The following is a 19,136-nucleotide window of genomic DNA, read 5'->3' as shown; positions in this document are numbered from 1 at the left end:
TTCGCGTCACGGAACCGGAACCTGGAAGCTGTTGTTGGTCTTGGAACCGAGCAAACGTTTGTAGCCGTCAATTTCTTCATAAATGTTAACCTTGTATCCGTTGTAAATCAGATTGGCGATATTTTGACCCTGAATTTCAACCCAGATTTCCTGCTCGATTCCGACCTTGAGCCCGCTGCCGTCGTCCTGCTTCGGTTCAACTTCTACGGTCTTGCCATACTTCAGATGGTTTCCTTCCAATTCCACATACAACTTCCGAGCCGTTTCCAATACGTCGAATTCGGCTGTTTTATCCAGGGTATATCGGATATCCAGGCGTACATTCGAAGCATCGGACAATACCGCGAATGCATTATGGATCCTCAGCTTATACGGTCTGAAGGAAAGATCGACAAGCTCTTCTTTGGCGACATTTTGATTTTTCGGCAGTTTGAACGATACAGCACTGATATAACCGTCCGGCGTTCCGTCCGGCTTTGCATATTGTCCGTTCTCTATCGCTTCGCCGATGACCAATTCTACGTTGCCGTCGCTGACGAAAGTTTTCGGCACGACGGCTTTCGCTGCAAGAAGCGTAGTGCCATTCGATTTCAATTGCGACTTGACATTTACGACATCGGCTTCAAAGTACGTGCCGTCACTTGTTTTGAAGTAAGCTTTCAGCGCCGGGAGCGTCTTCGAACGCGTCTCGTCGTTTGAGTACTTAAACTCGGCGTACAGCAAATCGTCGTCCTTGCCTTCGAAGACATAGGTGTTCAGGAACTCAAGCGAAGCGCGTCTTCCAACGGAATCGATTTTGTGCTTGCTGCCAATCGACACGGACGTAGCCGGAGAAATCTTGTCTGCTCTGAAGAGACCAATGGTCGCTTTGGCTTCACCGGAGGTCTGCTCCGACAGGTTCAGCGTCAATTCATTAAATGTGTAGGTATACGGAACCTTGGTCGTCACGACATAGCTTGTCTTTTCTTTGGCGCCGAGCATGATCTTGTCTTCAATTTTCATGATCTTGACGTCTTGCTCGTTCACATTGATGCCATTCAGTTTCAGCGCAGCGGTGATCTGCGGAATGACTTGCGAAGTCGAACCGAGGTTCTCGACCTCGACATAAGCGTTGATGAGATCCTGATCTCCCCAGGGGAGGCGCTCCACCCGCGAAACGCTGATCTGATACAGTCCGTATTCGTTGCGGTACTTCTTGCCTTCGACCGGCCCCGTCGCCTGTTCAGCATTCAGTTTGAAAGCCGCCGCGATATACTCCGTCGGATTCGTCTCGTCCTTCGGATACCGAACCAGCAGCGTGAACGGTCCGTCAACAGTAGGCGGGGTGACGGCAGAACCGATGATTTCCTTGTCGATCCCCGGCACAACCTGGACTTCAGCATCCGGAACCTCTACAGGATAGCGGACCCCGCGGCTGTCCATCAGTTCATACTTGTATTTCGGAAGTGTGACGGCGGTGTCTCCTTTATTCGTCCACTTGAGCGTAACCGTCCATTCATTCTGGGTTTCCGTTCTGTCGACATAGAGGGTTTCAATGCCGGCTTCCATGGCATTGTCCGACACTTTCAGCTGTGCCTTCTGATTTTCACCGGTTATAAAACTCGAAGCGGTATCCCATACTAGGTTGTACATGGCGATGGGCGTCTCGATGGCCTGTTCGCCGCCTGAAACCGCCTGAACAATCAGCTTCGTTCCATTCAGATCAATGCTGGATTTGATTGCTCCGGACAACGTGACAACGACTTTCTCACCAGGCTGAAGGTTCAGTGGGTTGGCAAGGTCGGATGTCAGTTTCACCATATGGCCGGCCTTCGTCAAGATGTAGAACTGCAGATTCGGTACCGTATAGGTCATCCAACCGACGTTTTCCATCTCAAAACGAAGCCGAACCTGATGGTCTCCGCTGACAGCCAATTTGCTGCCCGGCTGCAGATAGGTCTTTAACTTGTCGTTGCCTTTGCGAATAATGTAGTAATGTTTGGAAGGCACAGAGTTTTGATAGGCTGTTGTAATGGCAGCCTGCCCGATCAATCGCGTATAATTGGGCGCATTGAAATCAATTTTTTGAACCTTGAACACCAGATCCGTGTAGTTCAGGCTTGAGTTGATATTGGCGTAATATTTAAATTCCTCCGTCGTGCTGGGTTCCACGATGCCGGATTTCTTGTTGTCCGGATGTTCCTGAACCGTGAACTTTCCACCGGAAGAAGCAAAAACTTCGGGGTAATAATACGTAAAGTCAATTGCGTTTTTGTCGCCATTGTATACCAAGAGTGTGAAGAATACTTTTTTGCTGTTGTTGTCATACTGAAAGAAAATGTCTTTCACCTGAATGTAACTTTTCGCCGAAATCATAAACGTTTTCAGTTTCGTGCCGGCAAACGGCTTCAACGCCTGCGCCTGCGTCACGGAAGCGGCCTTCGAATCGGCAGCCGCCGCCCACGCGGCTTGCGGCAGCGGAAGAAGCAGCATGCTGCCGGCAAGGAACGCCGCCCCCGTCGTTTTCGCGAATTTTTTCATGTCCCACTTTCTCCTTTATGAGTCGTCGTTATTTATTTAGACGAATCTGTCGCCAAAAAGTTTCTGACAGAAAAATGATTCGCATAACAAAAAAGAAACCTCGATTCCGAAGAATCGAGGTCCCGCTGGGAGCAATCCCGATTATTCCGCTACAACCTTCAGCGTGATGCTTGCGCCCGATACTTTGGACGTGAAGATCACCGTGAAGGAGTCGCCTTGTTCGACACCCGTGACGCTAACCATGTCGGCAGAACCGCCGTTTTGGTTTACCGTCAGCGTAAGCGAGTTCTTGTTGACATCGTCGATATTAGCGACCGTAGCCGTGAATTGCGATGCAGCTGCAGAAGCTTCATCCCCATTTGCCGGATTCATTTCGAATCCGAACTGGTCTTTGATCTTCAGCGTTGCGAAGATGTTGTCGATCACGTCGCCGCCTGCCGTCAGGTTTGCAACCGTACCTTTGACGACGCCGTTTTCGGCTTTCAGGTTGTTGGCATCCTTTTGCTCGATCGTCGTCGGCCGCAGCGCCGCGTTCGAAACGACAACTTCTTTGTTGATCGTTTGACCGCTTGCGAAGACGGAGACGATGACGCCAGCTTTCAGTTCGCCGTTGCTGTCAAAGCCGCTCGTGATCGCGGATGCGTCCAGCTTGCCGCCAGTGTAGATCAGACCGTTCGTCGTCGTTACCGAGTATGCGCTCGTCGGCAGCACTACCGTCGCGCCGTTCGAACGTTTGCCGACGACTTTCAGGTCGACTTGACGGTTCGGCTTGTTGCTCAGCTTCGGTACGTCTTCAACCGCATATTCCACAATGCCGCTGTTGTCGACGACGTTGAAGACAAAGCTTTCGAACGTGTAGACAACTACATCGTCATTCGGATTGGTAACATCTTTACGGTCAACAAGTTGAACTTTGATGCGTTCGTTGCCTTTGGAAAGAGCGGTTACCGTGATGGCATCGCTCGAAGCTGCCAGTTCACTAGCCGAGAGCGAAACGACGTCTTGCGTGTTGTCGGCAACACTGACGATAACTTTGTGCGTGCCGGCGGAGAGCAGATCTCCCAGCTTTTTGTCACGGCCGTAGTTGTCTTTCACTTTGATATAGTCCGGCTTGATCGTCGTCGTCGCGCCTTGTGCCAGCGAAGCCGCCACATCGGAGGTCAGACCCGAGATCGATTCCGGATATGCCTGCTTCTCGATGTTAATCGTGATTTGCGACGATTGACCCGTACCGTTAACCGTAGCCATCAGCATGAGCGGGATAGCAGTCGTTTGCGACGGATTCGGGCCCGGAACTGCCAGTTCCAGATAAGCTTCCTTCGTCGCGTAGTCTTGCTTCAGAGTCAGCGTCGTGCCTTGCGCCCACAGCGTGAGCTTGCCGGCCAGATCGCTGTACTTCTTCAGTTGGTTACCGTATTGGTCTTCTGCAACGAACGGAATCTTCACCGTACCGTCGCCAGCGGCAACGACTTGCGACGGAGCGCTCAGCGTAATCTTCTGAAGCGTCGAAGCTTTCGTCACTTGGACGTCATACGAGAACTGCTTGCCGGAGTACGACATAATCCGGATCGTATTCGTGCCATCGAAGCCCGGCGAGTAAGCCGGAGCCGCAAGTTGAATGCCAACTTGATCCTTGTTCGGACCTTGGTTGTCATATGCGGTTCCGAGTTGGAAGATGCTCGGATTCGAAACCGTGAAGATAGCATTGGCATTCAGTTTCGCAGCATCAAGCTTATTTCCGTATTGGTCTTTCGCATCGATCAGAACAACGTAGTCCGTGAACGTCGATGCCGTATTCAGTTCTTTGTTATCGGGATGATAGATACCCTTGAACTCGATGCTGTCGATCGTTGCCGGCTCGCCGACCGTCAGCGTCTCATTGAACGTGACGACATACGTGCCCATGTTCAGATGACCGCTGATCATGACGGTTTCGTTAATGTAGAACGGAGCCGTAGTCGGCGTTTGAATCGTCAGAACGCCGTTGGAAGCCGTAACACTGCTCGTCACTTTACCTACCATGAACTGCGGCGTGTTGCTGCTGGTTGCTTCTTCGCCGAACTGGTTCAGGATTTGGTAACCGACCTTGACTTCATTGAAGTTGGTCATCGAAGTAAGCGCAAGCTTGTTGCTTTTGAACTTCACTTGCGATACTTTCTCGTCTTCGGCTTTGAATTCTGCAACGATATCTTCGGATTCGATGCCGCTGATCGTGACAACCGAATCGCCGTTTTGCAGGCGCGTCGTCAGTTCAACAATGGCTTTCTTCTTGTCGTCGGATACCGTAACTTTCGCAACGTCGCGCGAAATGATGCCGTTCTTCACAGCAAATTTGACTTTCGAATCGTCAATTGCTTTGTTGAACGTAACTTCGATCGTCTTCGCGCCGACTTGCTTGGCCGTAGCGGCCGTAGCTTCGAATTCAACTTCAACTTTATACTCGCGATCTTTGTACGTAACCGTAATCGTGTTCTTGCCCAGCTTCAGCGGCTTGTCGAGCTCAACTTCAACTTTGCCGCCGTCCGAGAACGATACGACAACTTTCGTCGCGCTGACGACTTCATAGCCCTTAACTTTCGCGATGTTTTGGAGAACTTGGTAAACTTCATACGTAACGTTTACCAGGTCACCGCGCGTTGCGTTGGCCGTGTAGTCGCCGAGCGGTTGAATGAGGCCGGCTGCAATTGCGGCTGCGATGTACGGTTGCGCCCAAGCGCCGGCTTTGCCTTCAACCGTAGCATCTTCGTCGATTTCAAGACCGACGATCGTCACGGCAACTTTGATCAGCTCTTGCAGCGTCACATTCTTCGACGGTGCAAAGTTGTTGTTGCCGGTGCCTTCCATGTAACCGGCTTCCGCAACAGCGGCGATGTCCTTCGACGCCCAGTGGGAGCTCGGAACGTCATTGAACTTCGCCGTGCCGCTGGACGTTACGCCAGTCAGACGAGCGATGATGCCGGCGAACTCGGCGCGGGTCATTTCATTCTCGAGTGCGGCGGAACCGTCACCCGTACCTCTGAAGACGCCCGCTTCCTTGAGCTCATTGTACTTGGATTGAGTGTCGGTTGCTGCGGCTGCTACGGTCGCGAACATCGAGAAGACCATAGCGATGGCCACAAGCAGGGACAAACTTTTCTTCATAACCTTTTTTTCTCCTCCTCTGAACTGCTTCGGATGTTGAGAGTGTTGTGGATGGCTCTTCCTCATCTGCCGATTCACCCCCTTCCCAGAGTTGAGCGCGAATTCGTATTAAATGATGTCTGCGTCAAGTCTCATACGAAAATGTAAGATCATGTCGCAGAAACTCGTAACCGTTGGAAGAAAATCTTGGTAGACTGATATGCGGCACTATAACATTATACAATGCTTAGACAACAACCGTAAAGAGGCAGTTCGGAACCGGCATTCTGCGACGTTCCGCAAATTCCGCGATTCCCGAAAGTCATGTATTTAGACGCAGGCGGTTCAAAAAAGTTGCGATGTTTTGCTTGGATCCGAAGAAATTATTTTTTGCATTTCTGCTTGTTGAATCGGCTGACTTACGCTTATGAGTATAGCTTGAGGAGGTCTCGCCAGTCGATATTAACTATCTTCCAAGAAGCGCGATTTTTGCATGCGGAAAACCGGATCATGATGATCCGGTTTTCCGTGCATCATCGGGCTTACTGCTGCGGCGCGAAAATCTTCGGCAGCTTCTTCTGATCGGCCATTACGCGCGCGATGATGATGGCGGCGTCGGACCGCAGCAGACGCGCCGTCGGTTCGAAAACATAGCCTTTCGACAAATCGTTCGCGTCAACCGGCGCACCGGTAATGAATCCTTTCTTCTGGATTGCCGCGATGGCCGGTTTCGCGTAGACGCTGATGCTCGCCTCGTCTTTGAACGCTTTCTGCAGCTGCTTGCGAATGTTGTCGTAATTCGTATCCTGCTTCAGGTTCAACGCATTCGCGAGCATGACGGCAGCGTCCTGGCGCGAAATGTAATTGGTCGGCTCGAACGTCTCCGGACGGGTTCCCTTGACGATGCCCGCCCTGGCCGCCGTTTCGATATAGCGGTAATCCCAGAGCGCATCCGGGCTGACGACTCCGCCCGTATCACCGATGTCCATGAAGTGTTTCGGGCCGTCGTAATTGAGCGGCAGCTCGAGCGCGCGGACGATCATCCGGGTGAACTCGCCGCGCGTTACATATTGATCCGTGCCGAACGCGCCGCTCGGATCGATCGCGTTCATGACGCCTTTGGCGAACACGGCTTCAACCGCATTGCGCGCGTACGGATGGTCGATAATATCGTTGTAGCCGGCGGACAGCTTGCCAACGACGTAGTAGCCGAACCGGTCGAACGGCACCGTAATCGTGTTCTTCTTCTCGTCGACCGTGCCGCCGATGTTCTCCCATTGCCGGGTGAACGGATCGAACCGGAGTACGGTGATCGTCACGCCCGCGCTCTGGCGCGCCGACGGGTCGTACGCCAGCGTCAGCGTGCCCCGTTTCGACGGGATCAGCTCCCTGTCGGGATTGCGTTGGAAATAGTACTCGCGGCTTTCATCCTTGATTTTCGAGAACGGCAGCGGATCGTAGCCGGACGTAATCGGATCGTAATGCGAAGTCGCGATATCGTCGGCCTGACCCGCGTCGATCCAGAACACCGGGCTGACCTTCACGAATCGTCTCGGGAAGCTCGCGGAGAAATATACCGAGCCCAGTTCCACGTTCAGGTCATATCCGGCCGGCACGCTCTCGAACTCGTGCCGGTTCACGACGCCGTCCGTCGGGTTGGCAATCGCAAACAGGATGTTGTTGCCGTTGTATACCTGAGTCTTGTATTCTTGCGGCACGTTATAATCCCGCCGAATCAGGTTGGTGCCCCGCTCGAACGACAACGTCAGCGCATTGCCGAACGGCGTATGCTTGTTCTTCATCGTCTCCATAACCTGCGCACCGGGAATGTTCTCCGGCGTGTAGGTCACGGTGAGGGTGTCTTGAATTTTCTCGGAGCCGCTCGTAATGACAAACTTGATGTTCGTCGGCTTGTTCGCTTTCAGCCCCGTGACGAGCCCATAGAAAGCGTCCAGTTCTTCTTCCGGCGACTTCGAATAGTCGATGTAACGGACCTTCTTCGCCTCTTTGCCGTCAATCTGCACCGATTCAGCGCCTTCGGAGTAGATCAGCACTTCGACGAAGCTTTGATTGATCGTCCGTTTCTCGGATACCGGAGCGAGAATCGTGTACGGTATCGTCGTCGGGTCGATCTCCAGACGGTACGTTGCCCGCGGGCCGTTCTTGCCGGTGTTGAATACCGTGATCGTATACACCTTCGAGCTTCCGTCCGGCGGCAGCGTCTCGTTCGTCAGGATGAACTCGAAGGATTGCTTGTCGTAATCGTACGCCACGCGGATTCGGCCGTTGCCCATACCTTCGTTCATGGTGACGGTCGTCTGCGAATTGCCCTTCGCCTGGAACTCATGGCCGAGATTCCATTCGAACTCTTCGTCGCCTGTCTGGATATGCAGGATATAGTTGGCCGCGCTTGCCCCGAGCTGCTGGAGTTTCGCTTCCATCAGGGCCTGCGTGTTGCCCAGGTCGACGAAATCGAACGTGCCGTAGACGTTCATCCGCGCCTCGCGCGTCGTGAACACGGTGCCGCGAAGCTCGAAGTTCGGGTCATTCTTCATCGGCTCCGTGCGGTTCACGCTGTACGGGAAGACGCCGTCCGTGTTCTTCGCCGGAATCTCGGGCAGGTTCGTCGGGATGATGACGAACTTCGTCTCGTTGACATAGCTGTTGTTCGGCGTCATGTAGACGAACTTGACGACGTTCTCGCCGCCTTTGAAGATGGCGTCGTAAGCTTTTTTATGGTTCGGCACGAAGTTCCCGTCGTTCGGATCGTCGGGATTCGGTCCCGTGGCGTTATCCAACGTGAACCGCGCTCTTGAATTTCCGTCTTGCTCCAGCTGCACTTCGATATTGTTGATGTACATGAAGACGGTCTGCAGCTTGACGGTGTTGCTTACGTTGTCGACTTCGTTGGTGTAGCGAATGTCGGCGGTATTGCTGACGTTCTTGAGTTCGCCCTTGAAGTAGTTGAACACCTGGTTCAGCAGATAGTCCTGTCCATCGGCGCTCGTCGTGTCGAAGGGAATTTCCATGCCGTCATACAGCCGGTCATATTTGACATACGGACCGTACAGCAGCTGGATCTTGACCTCCGTGCTCGTGCCGTTTGTAACTTCGAACTTGAGCGTCAGCGTTCCGGAAGCCGGCAGCTTGTCAATCCTCAGAAATACGCGCTGGAACTGACGGTCGACGCCGTCAATCGTCCGGGTCACGAACACCGGCGACGTCATTTCGATCTGATCGGCCGAATATTCGGAAGGCTGCGCCGGTGTGCCTTGCGAATTCTTGACCCCCGTCAGCTTGACTTCTTCTTCATTCGCCGTATCCGGGTTGCCGATCAGCAGTTCCACGCCGAGCGGCAGCGCCGGTATCGTGGCGCCATTCAGCGGCGAACCGCTCATGCCGGGTAGCTGCGTCGTATCAGTCGCATCCGAATACCCCGGAAGATAATTCACTTCATGAATATACGGTTTGTCCGCATCGCGGAGGTAGAACGCGAACCTGCCGGTGGTGTCGATATTCGCCGGCGCATTCTTCATCGCATTCTCGCCGCTGAACTCCAGCGTGTGAAGCGTATCGAACTGGAGCCCCGCTCCCACCGTACCGATTCGCTGGGTGAACTCTACCGTTACGAACGTCACAGCCGGCGTGATTGTCGTGGGATCGGGGTCCGGATTGGTCAACGTGAGCGCACTCCAGGTTCCGCCGCCCAGCAAATATTTATACTGGTCATCCTCCTCGTCATCCGTGAATTTATTGACATCCGGCGTATAGACCGTCTTGCCCGGATCATCCAAATCCTGCTGCGTCACCTTGACCGGCAATATGACTTTGCCCGTGACGAAGACCGTTGCCCCCGATTTGACGGAATAGTTCGGCGCCGACTCGAGCGAAGCGGTCGACGAATCGACGTCGTTCGTCAGCGTCAGATCGTAGAACGTCACTTCGCCGTTGTAGAACGCGATTTCACGCGTGGTTTCCACGGACTGCGTCCCGTTGAACACCCGGATCGTCACCGTGTTTTTCCCTTTGGAGACGTTGACCGGCGACGCCGCGAACGTCCAGTCGTTGACCGAATTGACCGTATAGGTATAACTGCGGCCGTTCACAATGACCGTCACGCGGTCGGCATTCGGCGCCTTGCCGGTGATGATGATGTCATAGTTCGGCTTATACCGCGACAATGCCGAATGAATGACCGTCGTCCGGTCTTCCAGAATGTCAAATTGCTGTCCGTCGATAATCGCCTTCAGATCATAGAGCGACGGACTGTTCCGGTACTCGATGTAGATGCTGCTTGATACTTCCGTGAACCCGTTCAGGCCTTTGAACGTAATTTTGTTCACGCCCGGGAACAGCTGAATGCTGAGGATCCGGATCGAGTTGCCGTTCAGGATAATGTTGGCCGTCTGGTTCGGATTCGACTGGACGACCTGTTCCACTCCGTCTGTCTTGACGACCCGCTCGACCGTATAAGTAATGGTGGAACCGATCACCTGATTGATTGTACCCGTCAAGTCGACCCTGCTGGTCAGCACGACACGGGCCTGTTCATACTGAGATTGCTCTCCCGGAAATATGAAATAATCCCCGTCTGCCGCCGACACAGGCGCGATTGCCGTCGGAACCGACACCAGCGCCAGACAGATGGCCAGCAGTACAGCGGTAAGTCGCTTCACGAAAGTTCCTCCTCCTTGCGCAACTTCGTTGGTCTGATCAACATTTTCCGTCCCCGCCGTCCAGCCTGCATTGCACGTGGACGACACGCGTACCCGATTTCGTCAACTGCCCTCCTTCTGCTCGCTTTCTCCTGAAGTACTGAAAAACAGGCTTTGCATGTAGGGACGCTCAGAGTCTCCAAAAGTTTCGTACCTTAGTTATCGGCTCTCAGGATACGAAAATTTAGTCGAACGCCGCCGAACGAACGCAAAAAAAACCGGCCGCGCAAGCGACCGGTTCCAACGTATGGCAATCCTGTTCACTTCGACCGCGTCGAAATTCCCGCCTTCATCCGCAGACGGGCCAGCAGGTTGAGCACCGGACGGCGCGATTTGTCCACGATCCCGATCAGTTCCGCGCCGATCTGCAGAATGAACACGAGCACCGCGATGACGACGAACGTCACCCAGTTCGCCGACGACGACGGCACGACGGTCGACATGAAAATCGCGGTCGCGCCGAAGAATGCGGCGATTCCGTAAATGATCAGCACCGTGCCGCGGTGGCTGAAGCCGAGCTCGCGCAGACAATGGTGCAGGTGGCCTTTGTCCGGCTCGAAGATCGACCGCTTGTTCACCACCCGCCGGACGATGGCGAAGAACGTGTCCGACAGCGGCACGCCGATGATGAGCAGCGGCGTCACGAACGAAACGATCGTCACCTGCTTGAACCCGAGCATCGACAGCGTCGCCAGGCTGAAGCCGAGGAACAGCGAGCCCGAGTCTCCCATGAAAATCTTTGCAGGATGGAAATTGTACCTCAAGAATCCGATGATGCCGCCGAGCAGCGGCGCGCTGAGCAGCATGACCGGCTCGGAGCCCATGATGACGGCCATGACGAGAATCGTCGCGATCGCGATGCCGGAGACGCCGGCTGCAAGGCCGTCCAGCCCGTCGATCAGATTGATCGCGTTCGTGCACCCGACGATCCACAGAATCGTCAGCGGAATCGCCAGCCATTCCGCCACCGGCTCAATCGTCTCGCCGAACGGGATGTTGAGCAGATTGATGCGGATCCCGAAGCCGAACACGACGACGCAGGCGGCCGCGATCTGCCCCAGCAGCTTCACCTTTGCCGACAGTTCGAACCGGTCGTCGAGCGCGCCGATCAGCACGATGATCGTGCCGCCCGAGAGGAGCGCCGCGATGAATCGCTTGTCATATCCGCTCAGCATCGCATCCGGCAGGAACGGCAGAAGGGCGAAAAGCCCTATGGCGAACGCGGCGTAGATCGCCAGTCCTCCAAGCCGCGGCATAATGCGCGTATGTACCTTGCGTGCATTCGGCTTGTCGACGGCGCCGATCTTGAACGCAAGCGCCTTGACCGCCGGCGTCAGAAGCAGCGACATCGTTGCAGCGATGATAAATCCGATAACGAGGTAAACGCCCGTGGGCATCATCACACTCTCCCGTACAAGCATTGCTGCGTTGCAACCGGATTTGCCGCTTGCCCGCGCGCACGGGTTGCGGCAAAACCATAACGAATGCATTATACGCCTCTTGGGAATGAAAATCCATCCTCGTTTTCAGCCGATTTTCACAGGCAAAACGGCTGCACCCACCGAATCAAGCGAAAGTCGGGCCGATTTGATCATGCAGCTTAAATTTTCTTCATTTCCGTCTCGCGCACCGAGGCCGGCCGCTCCCCGAGTTTCCGGCCCGCGCGCAGCACTTTCAACACAAAACGCGGCAGCGCGGCCATCCGGCCCGCGCGCGAAGGCTGGCGAAGCAGCCGGTACAGCCATTCAAGCCCGAGCTTCTGAAAAAACACCGGCGCCCGCTTCGTCCGTCCCGCGATCACGTCGAAACTGCCCCCGACCCCCATCATGACGGGCACGCCGAGCTCATGCTTGTAGCGCGCGATCCACGGTTCCTGCGTCGTCAGCGCGTCGCGCGCGACGAACAGGAGATCCGGCGCGGCTTCCCGGATCGCGGCGACAACGCCGGCGTCATCCTCCGGCCCGAAATAGCCGTTCCGCCAGCCGGCGATCCGGACCAGCGGGTAGCGCTCCTGCAGACGCCGCGCGACTTCCTCGACGACTTCCTGGCGCGCGCCGAGCAGATACGCCGACCAGCGCCGCCGCTCGCCCTCCCGCATCAGTTCGTGCAGCAGGTCGAACCCGGCGACGCGCTCCGGCACCGGATTGCCGGCGATGCGGGACGCCCAGACGATGCCGGCGCCGTCCGGCACGATCAGTTCCGCCTGCTCCATGACGCGGTAATAATCGGGCCGCTCAAGCGCCGCCATCACCATGATCGGGTTCCCGGTGATCACCTGCGTCGGACGCCGCGCTTCGACCGCCCGCGCGAGATATTCCACCGTCTCCGCCATATTCATCTTCGAGAACGGCAGGCCGAAAATCGGCACCGCCGGATAATCGGGCTTCTGGCTCATGTCGTCACCCCTTATGCCATGCCGCGCATTATGCCATGCCGCGCAGCGCGCGGACGACTAGCTGCGCCGGCCGGCGCGCTTCCCGGCGCAGCGCCTCGAGCGCGGAACCGTGCCGCTCCCGCCAGGCCTCCGCGCCTTCCGGCGTCAGCAGGCCGTCAGCCGCGGAAGCGAACGCCTCCGCATCGAGCGCTTCCGTCGTCCCGATCGGCGCAAGACCGAGCCGGGCGAGAAAATGATCGATCTTCGGATCGTAGGACAGACCGAGCATCGGCACGCCGCGGTTCGCGGCGTAGATGAGCGCGTGCAGCCGCATGCCGAAGATCAGGCTGCAGCGCCCGACCTCGAGCAGCATCCGCTGCGGATCGTCGCCGGGCTCGGCGAGCTCGGCGGCGTCCCCCGCGCCCAGCGCGGCCAGCCGATCCATCACCGCCCGCGACGCCTCCGCGTCGTCCTGCGTATGCAGCGGCAGGAAGCGCAGCCGCACGGCGCGCCGGCGAACAAGGGCGGCCAGCGCCTCCGCGACCCGCGCAAGGTCGGCGCCGTCGGGCCGCCAGCGGCGCACCGACACGCCGACCACCGGCGCGGCGCCGTCATCGCCCGGGCCTTGGCCGCCCATGCCATCCCCGGCGCGCGCCTCCGCTTCCGCCGGCAGCGGCATCCCCATCACCGGATCGGGCACCACCTCGATCCGCCCGCGCGCCACTCCGAGGCGCGCGAGCAGCGCGGCGCTCTCCTCATCCCGCACCGTCACGATGCGGGATGCGTTCATCGCCGCGCGTACAAGCGGGCGCAGCCACGCCCGCTTGACCGGCCCGATCCCCTGGGCGTAGACGAACACCGGCTTGCCCAGGAGCCGGGCCAGCCCGACGATCCCCGTGTAATAGGGGATCGTCTTCGCGCTCGTCGCGTCCTGCAGCAGGCTGCCGCCGCCGCTGATCAGCGCGTCGCAGCCGCGCAGCGTCCGCAGCACCTCGGCGGGCCGCATCCGGTGCGCAGCCTCGACGCCGTGCGCCGACTCCGTCCAGGCCGGGTCGCCGGACAGGACGACCGGTTCAACCTCCACGCCGGAAGCCCGGCCTTCCTCCCGAAGCGCCGTCACGATCGAACGGAGCACCGCTTCATCGCCGCTGTTGCGAAACCCGTAATAGCCCGAGATCGCTACGCGGAACGCCGATCGCCCTTCGCGGAGAGCGCCCATCGCCGCCACGCTCCTTCCCCGAGCTGCCACAGGGCGATCAGGATGAGCCCGATGATGAGGCCGAGTCCCAGACCGAGCAGGCAGCGGATCAGCGACAGCAGGATCGGCGAATGGATATGCGCGAACGTGTCCACCATCGACAGCTGCCCGAGCACTCCGGCGATCATCAGCACCCACGCCGCCCGATAGCGGAACGACAGGAACAGGCCAAGGACGAAAAGAGGATGCGCCAGCAGAAACTCCTTCGTGCGCGGCCGGACGCCGAATGTCGACTCGAGGAAATTCCGGAACGCGATCTCGATGGACGTCACCTGTCCGGAGTTGCCCGTGCGCGTCATATAATAGTAGCCGACGCCCGCCAGCACGACCGCGACCACGACGCCGAGCACCGTCACCTTAAGCCGCAGCAGCTTGCGCAGCTGTCCGGATACGGACCGCCCGGTGTACAGGAACACATAGAGCGCGACAAGCGCGATAGGCGCCATGTGCAGCACGCTGACGCCGCGGAACTGCTGCAGCACCAGGCTGTACGTCACATTCGTCAGCAGGCCGAAGACGAACGCCGTGCCGCAGAGCGACAGCAGCGATGTCACCGCGAACAGGAAAACGGCCGAAACAAGCCTCCTGCCCGCCGGGTGGCCGTCGAACAGCCACCGGCCGCCGAACAGCCGCTCATCGTCCGCGCCAGCCGGGTCGGCATCGCCGAACCCGCCGACCGGCCGCCGGTCGCCTTCGGTATGCGCGCGCACGCGTCCGAGCGCCCAGATGACGGCCAGCGTCGGCGCCGCCACCGCCGCGCCGAGCGCCAGCGCCTGCTCCAGCAGCGAAGGGCTGAGCACGAACAGACCGGCGCTGCCGGCAAGGCCGATGACGAATGCGATCGGCCCGAAGCCGCGCAGGAACGCATCGAGGAGCAGCGCGATGATCGCGATCGCTCCCAGCGCGACGACCGCGCGCAGAACCTTCTGCCACCCTTCATACCGGTAATCGAACGGCTCGGCGAAGCCCGCCTTGAAGCCGAACCGTTCCAGCTTCGCGACGGCCCCTTCCTCGCCGTCCCGGCCGTCCAGCGCCGCGACCAGGTTGTCCAGCGAATCGGTAATCGTCGGTTTCGACGCGCTGCGCATCGGCGCGGTATTCAGATAGAACATCCGGATATTCCGGTCCTTCGCCGCCAGCAGGAAGCGGTCGGCGATGGCGGCGGGGCTCATCGTGAATGCATCGTTCTCGGACAGCGAGTACAGCCGCACGACATCGTAATCCGTCTTGAAAGCCAGCGTCGCGAAGCCTGCCTGCGGCGTGCGCATGTTCTCGATCGCCGCAAGCCCGAAACCGTACTTGTTCAGCAGCGACGCGAAATGATCCAGGCTCTGCATCTGCGCCTGGTCGCCGAAACCCGTCGCCTCGGTGCCCTCGAACAACAGACGCTCCACGCCGAGCTCGGCGAACCGGCCGAGCATTTCGTCCATCAGGTCCGGATCGTAAGGACGAATCCGGTCCGTAAGACGCGGCAGCAGGCGGAAACCGGCAGCCGCGAGCTCTTCCAGCGTCAGCGGGTCCGGCTCCATCGGCCGAAGCTGCGCATCCTCGACCGACGTCTCCAGCACAAGGCCGGGCTTGCCGCCGAAAGACCAGGTCCGGACCGCGTTTCCGCTAGCCTCGAACGCCCGCCGGAACAGCGGTTCGAGCGCCTCGGCAGCCTTCTCGTCCGTGAACAGCACATACGTGTAGTTCTCATCCGCCGGAGCGGGCTCTCCCTGCAGCAAAGCGGCCTGCATGGAGTTGTAGACGGTGATCCGTCCCGCCCGGGCGAAATCGTCCAGCGACCCTTCGAACACGGCCAGCGTCGTCACGCCGGCCTCCTTGAGCTGCTCCAGCTTTTCTTCCATGAACTGCTGCGGATGCGCCTGATAGGAAGCGACCAGCAGAAGATCGCGGTAATCGAAGACGAACTCGACCGTTTTCGACTTCTGCTCCATCTGATGACGAACGAAACCGAGCGGCAGCGCCGCAAGCACGCCCAGCGCCGTCAGCACCAGGAGCAGCCGGCGCGCCGCCCGGTTCCAGAATCGATAGGCTTGTGGCAAAATGTCCACTCCTTAACTTCGATTGTCCACCCGCGCCATCACTTCGGCGGTCAGGCGGGCGAGCGCCGCCTCTGCTTCTTCCCGCTTGCTTCTGCGCACGGCGAAATAGACTTTGATCTTCGGCTCCGTGCCCGACGGACGCAGGCAGAACCAGGAACCGTCCGCCAGCATGAACTTCAGCACGTTCTCCGGCGGCAGGCCGTCCAGTCCCGGAAGATAGTCGAGCACCCGCTCCACCTTGACCCCGGCGACTTCCGCGGGCGGCGCCGTCCGCCAGTCCTCCATGATGCCCTGAATCTTCCGGACGCCGTCCAGCCCTTTCAACGTGCGCGATTCCAGACTTTCGAAATAATACCCGTAGGTCTCATACAGTTCGAGCAGCACATCGTACAGCGTCTTGCCCTGCCGCTTGTACCAGGCGGCCGCCTCGGCGATCAGCAGCGAGGCGACGACCGCGTCCTTGTCCCGCGCATATTGCCCCGCGAGATAGCCGTAGCTTTCCTCATAGCCGAACAGGAACGTCGCTTCGCCCGTCTGCTCGTAGCGCGTCATTCGCTCCCCGATGTACTTGAACCCGGTGAGCGTGTTGTCGACGCGGACGCCGAAGCTGCGGGCGATGTCGGCGCCCATCTCGCTCGTGACGATCGTCTTCACGACGGCGCCGTTGTCCGGCAGCCGTCCCGCTTCGCGCAGCGCCGTGAGCAGATAGTGCACCAGAATGGCGCCGGACTGGTTGCCGGTCAGCACGACATACTCGCCGCGCTCGTTCTTCACGACGGCGCCCATCCGGTCGCAGTCCGGGTCTGTGCCGATGATGAGGTCGGCGCCTTCCCGCTTCGCCTGCTCGATCGCCATCGCGAACGCTTCCCGCTCTTCCGGGTTCGGCGACTTCACCGTCGGGAATCCGCCGTCCGGCTTCTCCTGCTCGGCGACGACCCGCACGTTGCCGAAGCCGGCCAGCTTCAGCACTTCCCGCACCGGCACGTTGCCCGCGCCGTGCAGCGGCGTATAAATAATGGAAAGCTCATTTCCCGCGCCGGCTTTCAGCAGCCCGGGCCGCAGGCTCTGGGCCGCGACCGTCTCGTGGTACGCCCGGTCTTCGCGCTCGCCCAGCCAGACGATCAGCCCGGCTTTCTCGGCCTCCCCGCGGGCCATCCGCTTCACTTCCGCGAAGCTCTTCACCTTCCGGATATGGCCGATCACTTCCTCCGCGAGATCCGGGACAATCTGGCATCCGTCGGGTCCGTAAACTTTGTATCCGTTATATTCCGGCGGATTGTGGCTCGCCGTAATCACAATGCCGGCATCCGCGCCGAGATGGCGCACCGTGAACGACAGCTGCGGCGTCGGGCGGAGCCCCGGCCACAGATACGTCTTGATGCCGTTGGCCGCCAGCACTTCCGCGGCCGTCAGGGCGAACGCATCCGAATTGCGGCGCGAATCGTGCGCGATCACCACGGCGGGCTGCGCCTTGCGGCCGAGCAGCCAGTTCGCCAGCCCCTGCGTCGCCTTGCCGACCGTCCAGGCGTTCATCCGGTTCGAACCGGCGCCCATCACGCCGCGCAGGCCGCCCGTTCCGAACTCGAGCTCCCGGTAGAAACGGTCCGCGATCTCCTGCTCCTGTCCTTCAAGCGCCCGCAGCTCGCGCTTCGTCTCTTCATCGATCGACGGATCCGCGAGCCACGCCCGATATCGCACAAAGGCTTCGTTCAACTCCGTCATCGTTCCCACTCCTTGATTTGTCAGAATGATCCGTTCGTTGCTTCGGCTTCCCCGGACACCGCCTTGAAGCTCAGGCGCCGCCGGTGTTGCCGTCCCCGTCCGTCAGGGCGAACATGATCTCGCCCTCGACGACCGTCTTGCCATCCACCGACGCGACCGCCTTGCCCTTGCCGATCGGCCCCTTGAGGCGGATGATCTCGACCGACAGCGTCAGCGTATCACCCGGAGTCACCTGCCCGCGGAAGCGGAGATTGTCGATTCCGGCGAACATCGCAATCTTTCCGCGATTCGCTTCGACCATCAGGATGGCGACGGCGCCGACCTGCGCGAGCGCCTCGACGATCAGCACGCCGGGCATGACCGGGAAGTCCGGAAAATGCCCCGCAAAAAAAGGTTCGTTCATCGTCACGTTTTTCAGCCCGACGGCCCGCACGCCCGGTTCCACTTCCAGAATCCGGTCGATCAGCAGAAACGGCGGGCGATGCGGTATGATCGCCTGAATCTGTCTGACATCCATCACGACATCATCATCCTCCCTCAGGTACGGCTGCATAAAATTTCGCGGAACCACCAAGAATAATAACACCCTTCGCGAACCTGCAGATCGCGGAGGTTCAGATAAGGGAGCTTGTCCAGCAGGGATCGAAGCATCCCGCGGGGCAAGCTCCTTTTCAGCCTGGCCGCCGGTCCGTCAGCCCGTCTGACGGCTGTTGAGCGCCCTGAACTTCACGATATACATGACCGATGTGACGAACGAGAACGCGATGACGCACCAGAGCAGCGCAACGCCATACGGCAGTTCCAGGAAAATGAACATCAGCGCCACATAGAACAGCACCGTCGTCAACTTGCCCATCCAGTTTGCCTTGACCGTTTTTTTGCACCGGAAATGGAAAAACGCCGACCCCGCGATCATCCCGATGTCACGGATGAACAGCAGCACCGCCGCCGCCCACGGAATAATGCCCGCCATAAGCAGCGACACGATGACGGCGATCAGCATCAGCTTGTCGGCAAGCGGATCAAGCAGCGCGCCCGCCGTCGTCTCCAGGCCTCTGGACCGGGCAATGTATCCGTCCAGAACATCGGTCAGCCCCGCAGCGGTGAAAACGATGAACGCCGAGATCATATGCCCGTTCGCGAATACGATCAAATAGACGGGAATCAGCAAAAACCGCAAAGCCGTGAGCATATTCGGCAGATTCAACGTCTCCCCTCCCCCTCTGTCTGTCTCCGCGTTTGGAGCCGCCTTCCAAGTTCCCCAACCATTATACCGCTTGACCGTCAAAAATAAAACCGCCTCACCCCCGCAGCATTCTTTCCGACATGCAGGAACATTTTTCCGTCCAATCCTTCAGAATGCGCGTCTTCCGGCCGTT

General features: G+C 58.5%; 10 protein-coding genes. All 10 read right to left on the bottom strand.

Annotation, left to right across the window (positions count from 1 at the left end):
* Positions 1–6: 6 nt before the first annotated feature.
* A complete protein-coding gene (locus C6W55_RS09660) occupies positions 7–2,520 on the bottom strand; it encodes a hypothetical protein (RefSeq protein WP_286892487.1) in 2,514 nt (837 codons plus the stop codon).
* A 141-nt stretch (positions 2,521–2,661) separates the two neighbouring features.
* Positions 2,662–5,661 carry an S-layer homology domain-containing protein gene (locus tag C6W55_RS09655; RefSeq protein ID WP_286892486.1) on the bottom strand — a complete coding sequence of 1,000 codons (3,000 nt, stop codon included), beginning with the start codon at positions 5,659–5,661 and terminating at the stop codon, positions 2,662–2,664.
* Between the two features lie 521 nt (positions 5,662–6,182).
* A complete protein-coding gene (locus C6W55_RS09650; protein ID WP_286892485.1) occupies positions 6,183–10,316 on the bottom strand; it encodes an S-layer homology domain-containing protein in 4,134 nt (1,377 codons plus the stop codon).
* A 299-nt stretch (positions 10,317–10,615) separates the two neighbouring features.
* Positions 10,616–11,752: an MraY family glycosyltransferase gene (locus C6W55_RS09645; RefSeq protein WP_286892484.1), complete on the bottom strand. Its 1,137-nt coding sequence runs from the start codon at positions 11,750–11,752 to the stop codon at positions 10,616–10,618.
* 203 nt (positions 11,753–11,955) lie between these two features.
* Positions 11,956–12,750, bottom strand: coding sequence for a WecB/TagA/CpsF family glycosyltransferase (locus tag C6W55_RS09640; RefSeq protein WP_286892483.1), 795 nt, complete (start codon positions 12,748–12,750; stop codon positions 11,956–11,958).
* 28 nt (positions 12,751–12,778) lie between these two features.
* Positions 12,779–13,948 (bottom strand): polysaccharide pyruvyl transferase CsaB, encoded by a 1,170-nt coding sequence (gene csaB, locus C6W55_RS09635; protein WP_286892482.1) that lies wholly within the window; start codon positions 13,946–13,948, stop codon positions 12,779–12,781.
* Positions 13,909–16,035 (bottom strand): DUF5693 family protein, encoded by a 2,127-nt coding sequence (locus C6W55_RS09630; RefSeq protein WP_286892481.1) that lies wholly within the window; start codon positions 16,033–16,035, stop codon positions 13,909–13,911. Before C6W55_RS09630 ends, csaB begins: the two co-directional genes overlap by 40 nt.
* 12 nt (positions 16,036–16,047) lie before the next feature.
* Positions 16,048–17,757 carry a phospho-sugar mutase gene (locus C6W55_RS09625; RefSeq protein WP_286892480.1) on the bottom strand — a complete coding sequence of 570 codons (1,710 nt, stop codon included), beginning with the start codon at positions 17,755–17,757 and terminating at the stop codon, positions 16,048–16,050.
* Positions 17,758–17,827: 70 nt separating this feature from the next.
* Positions 17,828–18,274, bottom strand: coding sequence for a 3-hydroxyacyl-ACP dehydratase FabZ (gene fabZ, locus C6W55_RS09620; protein WP_483316360.1), 447 nt, complete (start codon positions 18,272–18,274; stop codon positions 17,828–17,830).
* Between the two features lie 174 nt (positions 18,275–18,448).
* Positions 18,449–18,964 carry a CDP-alcohol phosphatidyltransferase family protein gene (locus tag C6W55_RS09615; protein ID WP_286892478.1) on the bottom strand — a complete coding sequence of 172 codons (516 nt, stop codon included), beginning with the start codon at positions 18,962–18,964 and terminating at the stop codon, positions 18,449–18,451.
* Positions 18,965–19,136: the final 172 nt, after the last annotated feature.

Origin of the sequence: Thermobacillus sp., assembly GCF_003390775.1 — a bacterium.
Lineage (GTDB): Bacteria > Bacillota > Bacilli > Paenibacillales > Paenibacillaceae > Thermobacillus > Thermobacillus xylanilyticus.
This window is presented reverse-complemented; position numbering and strand designations above follow the sequence as displayed.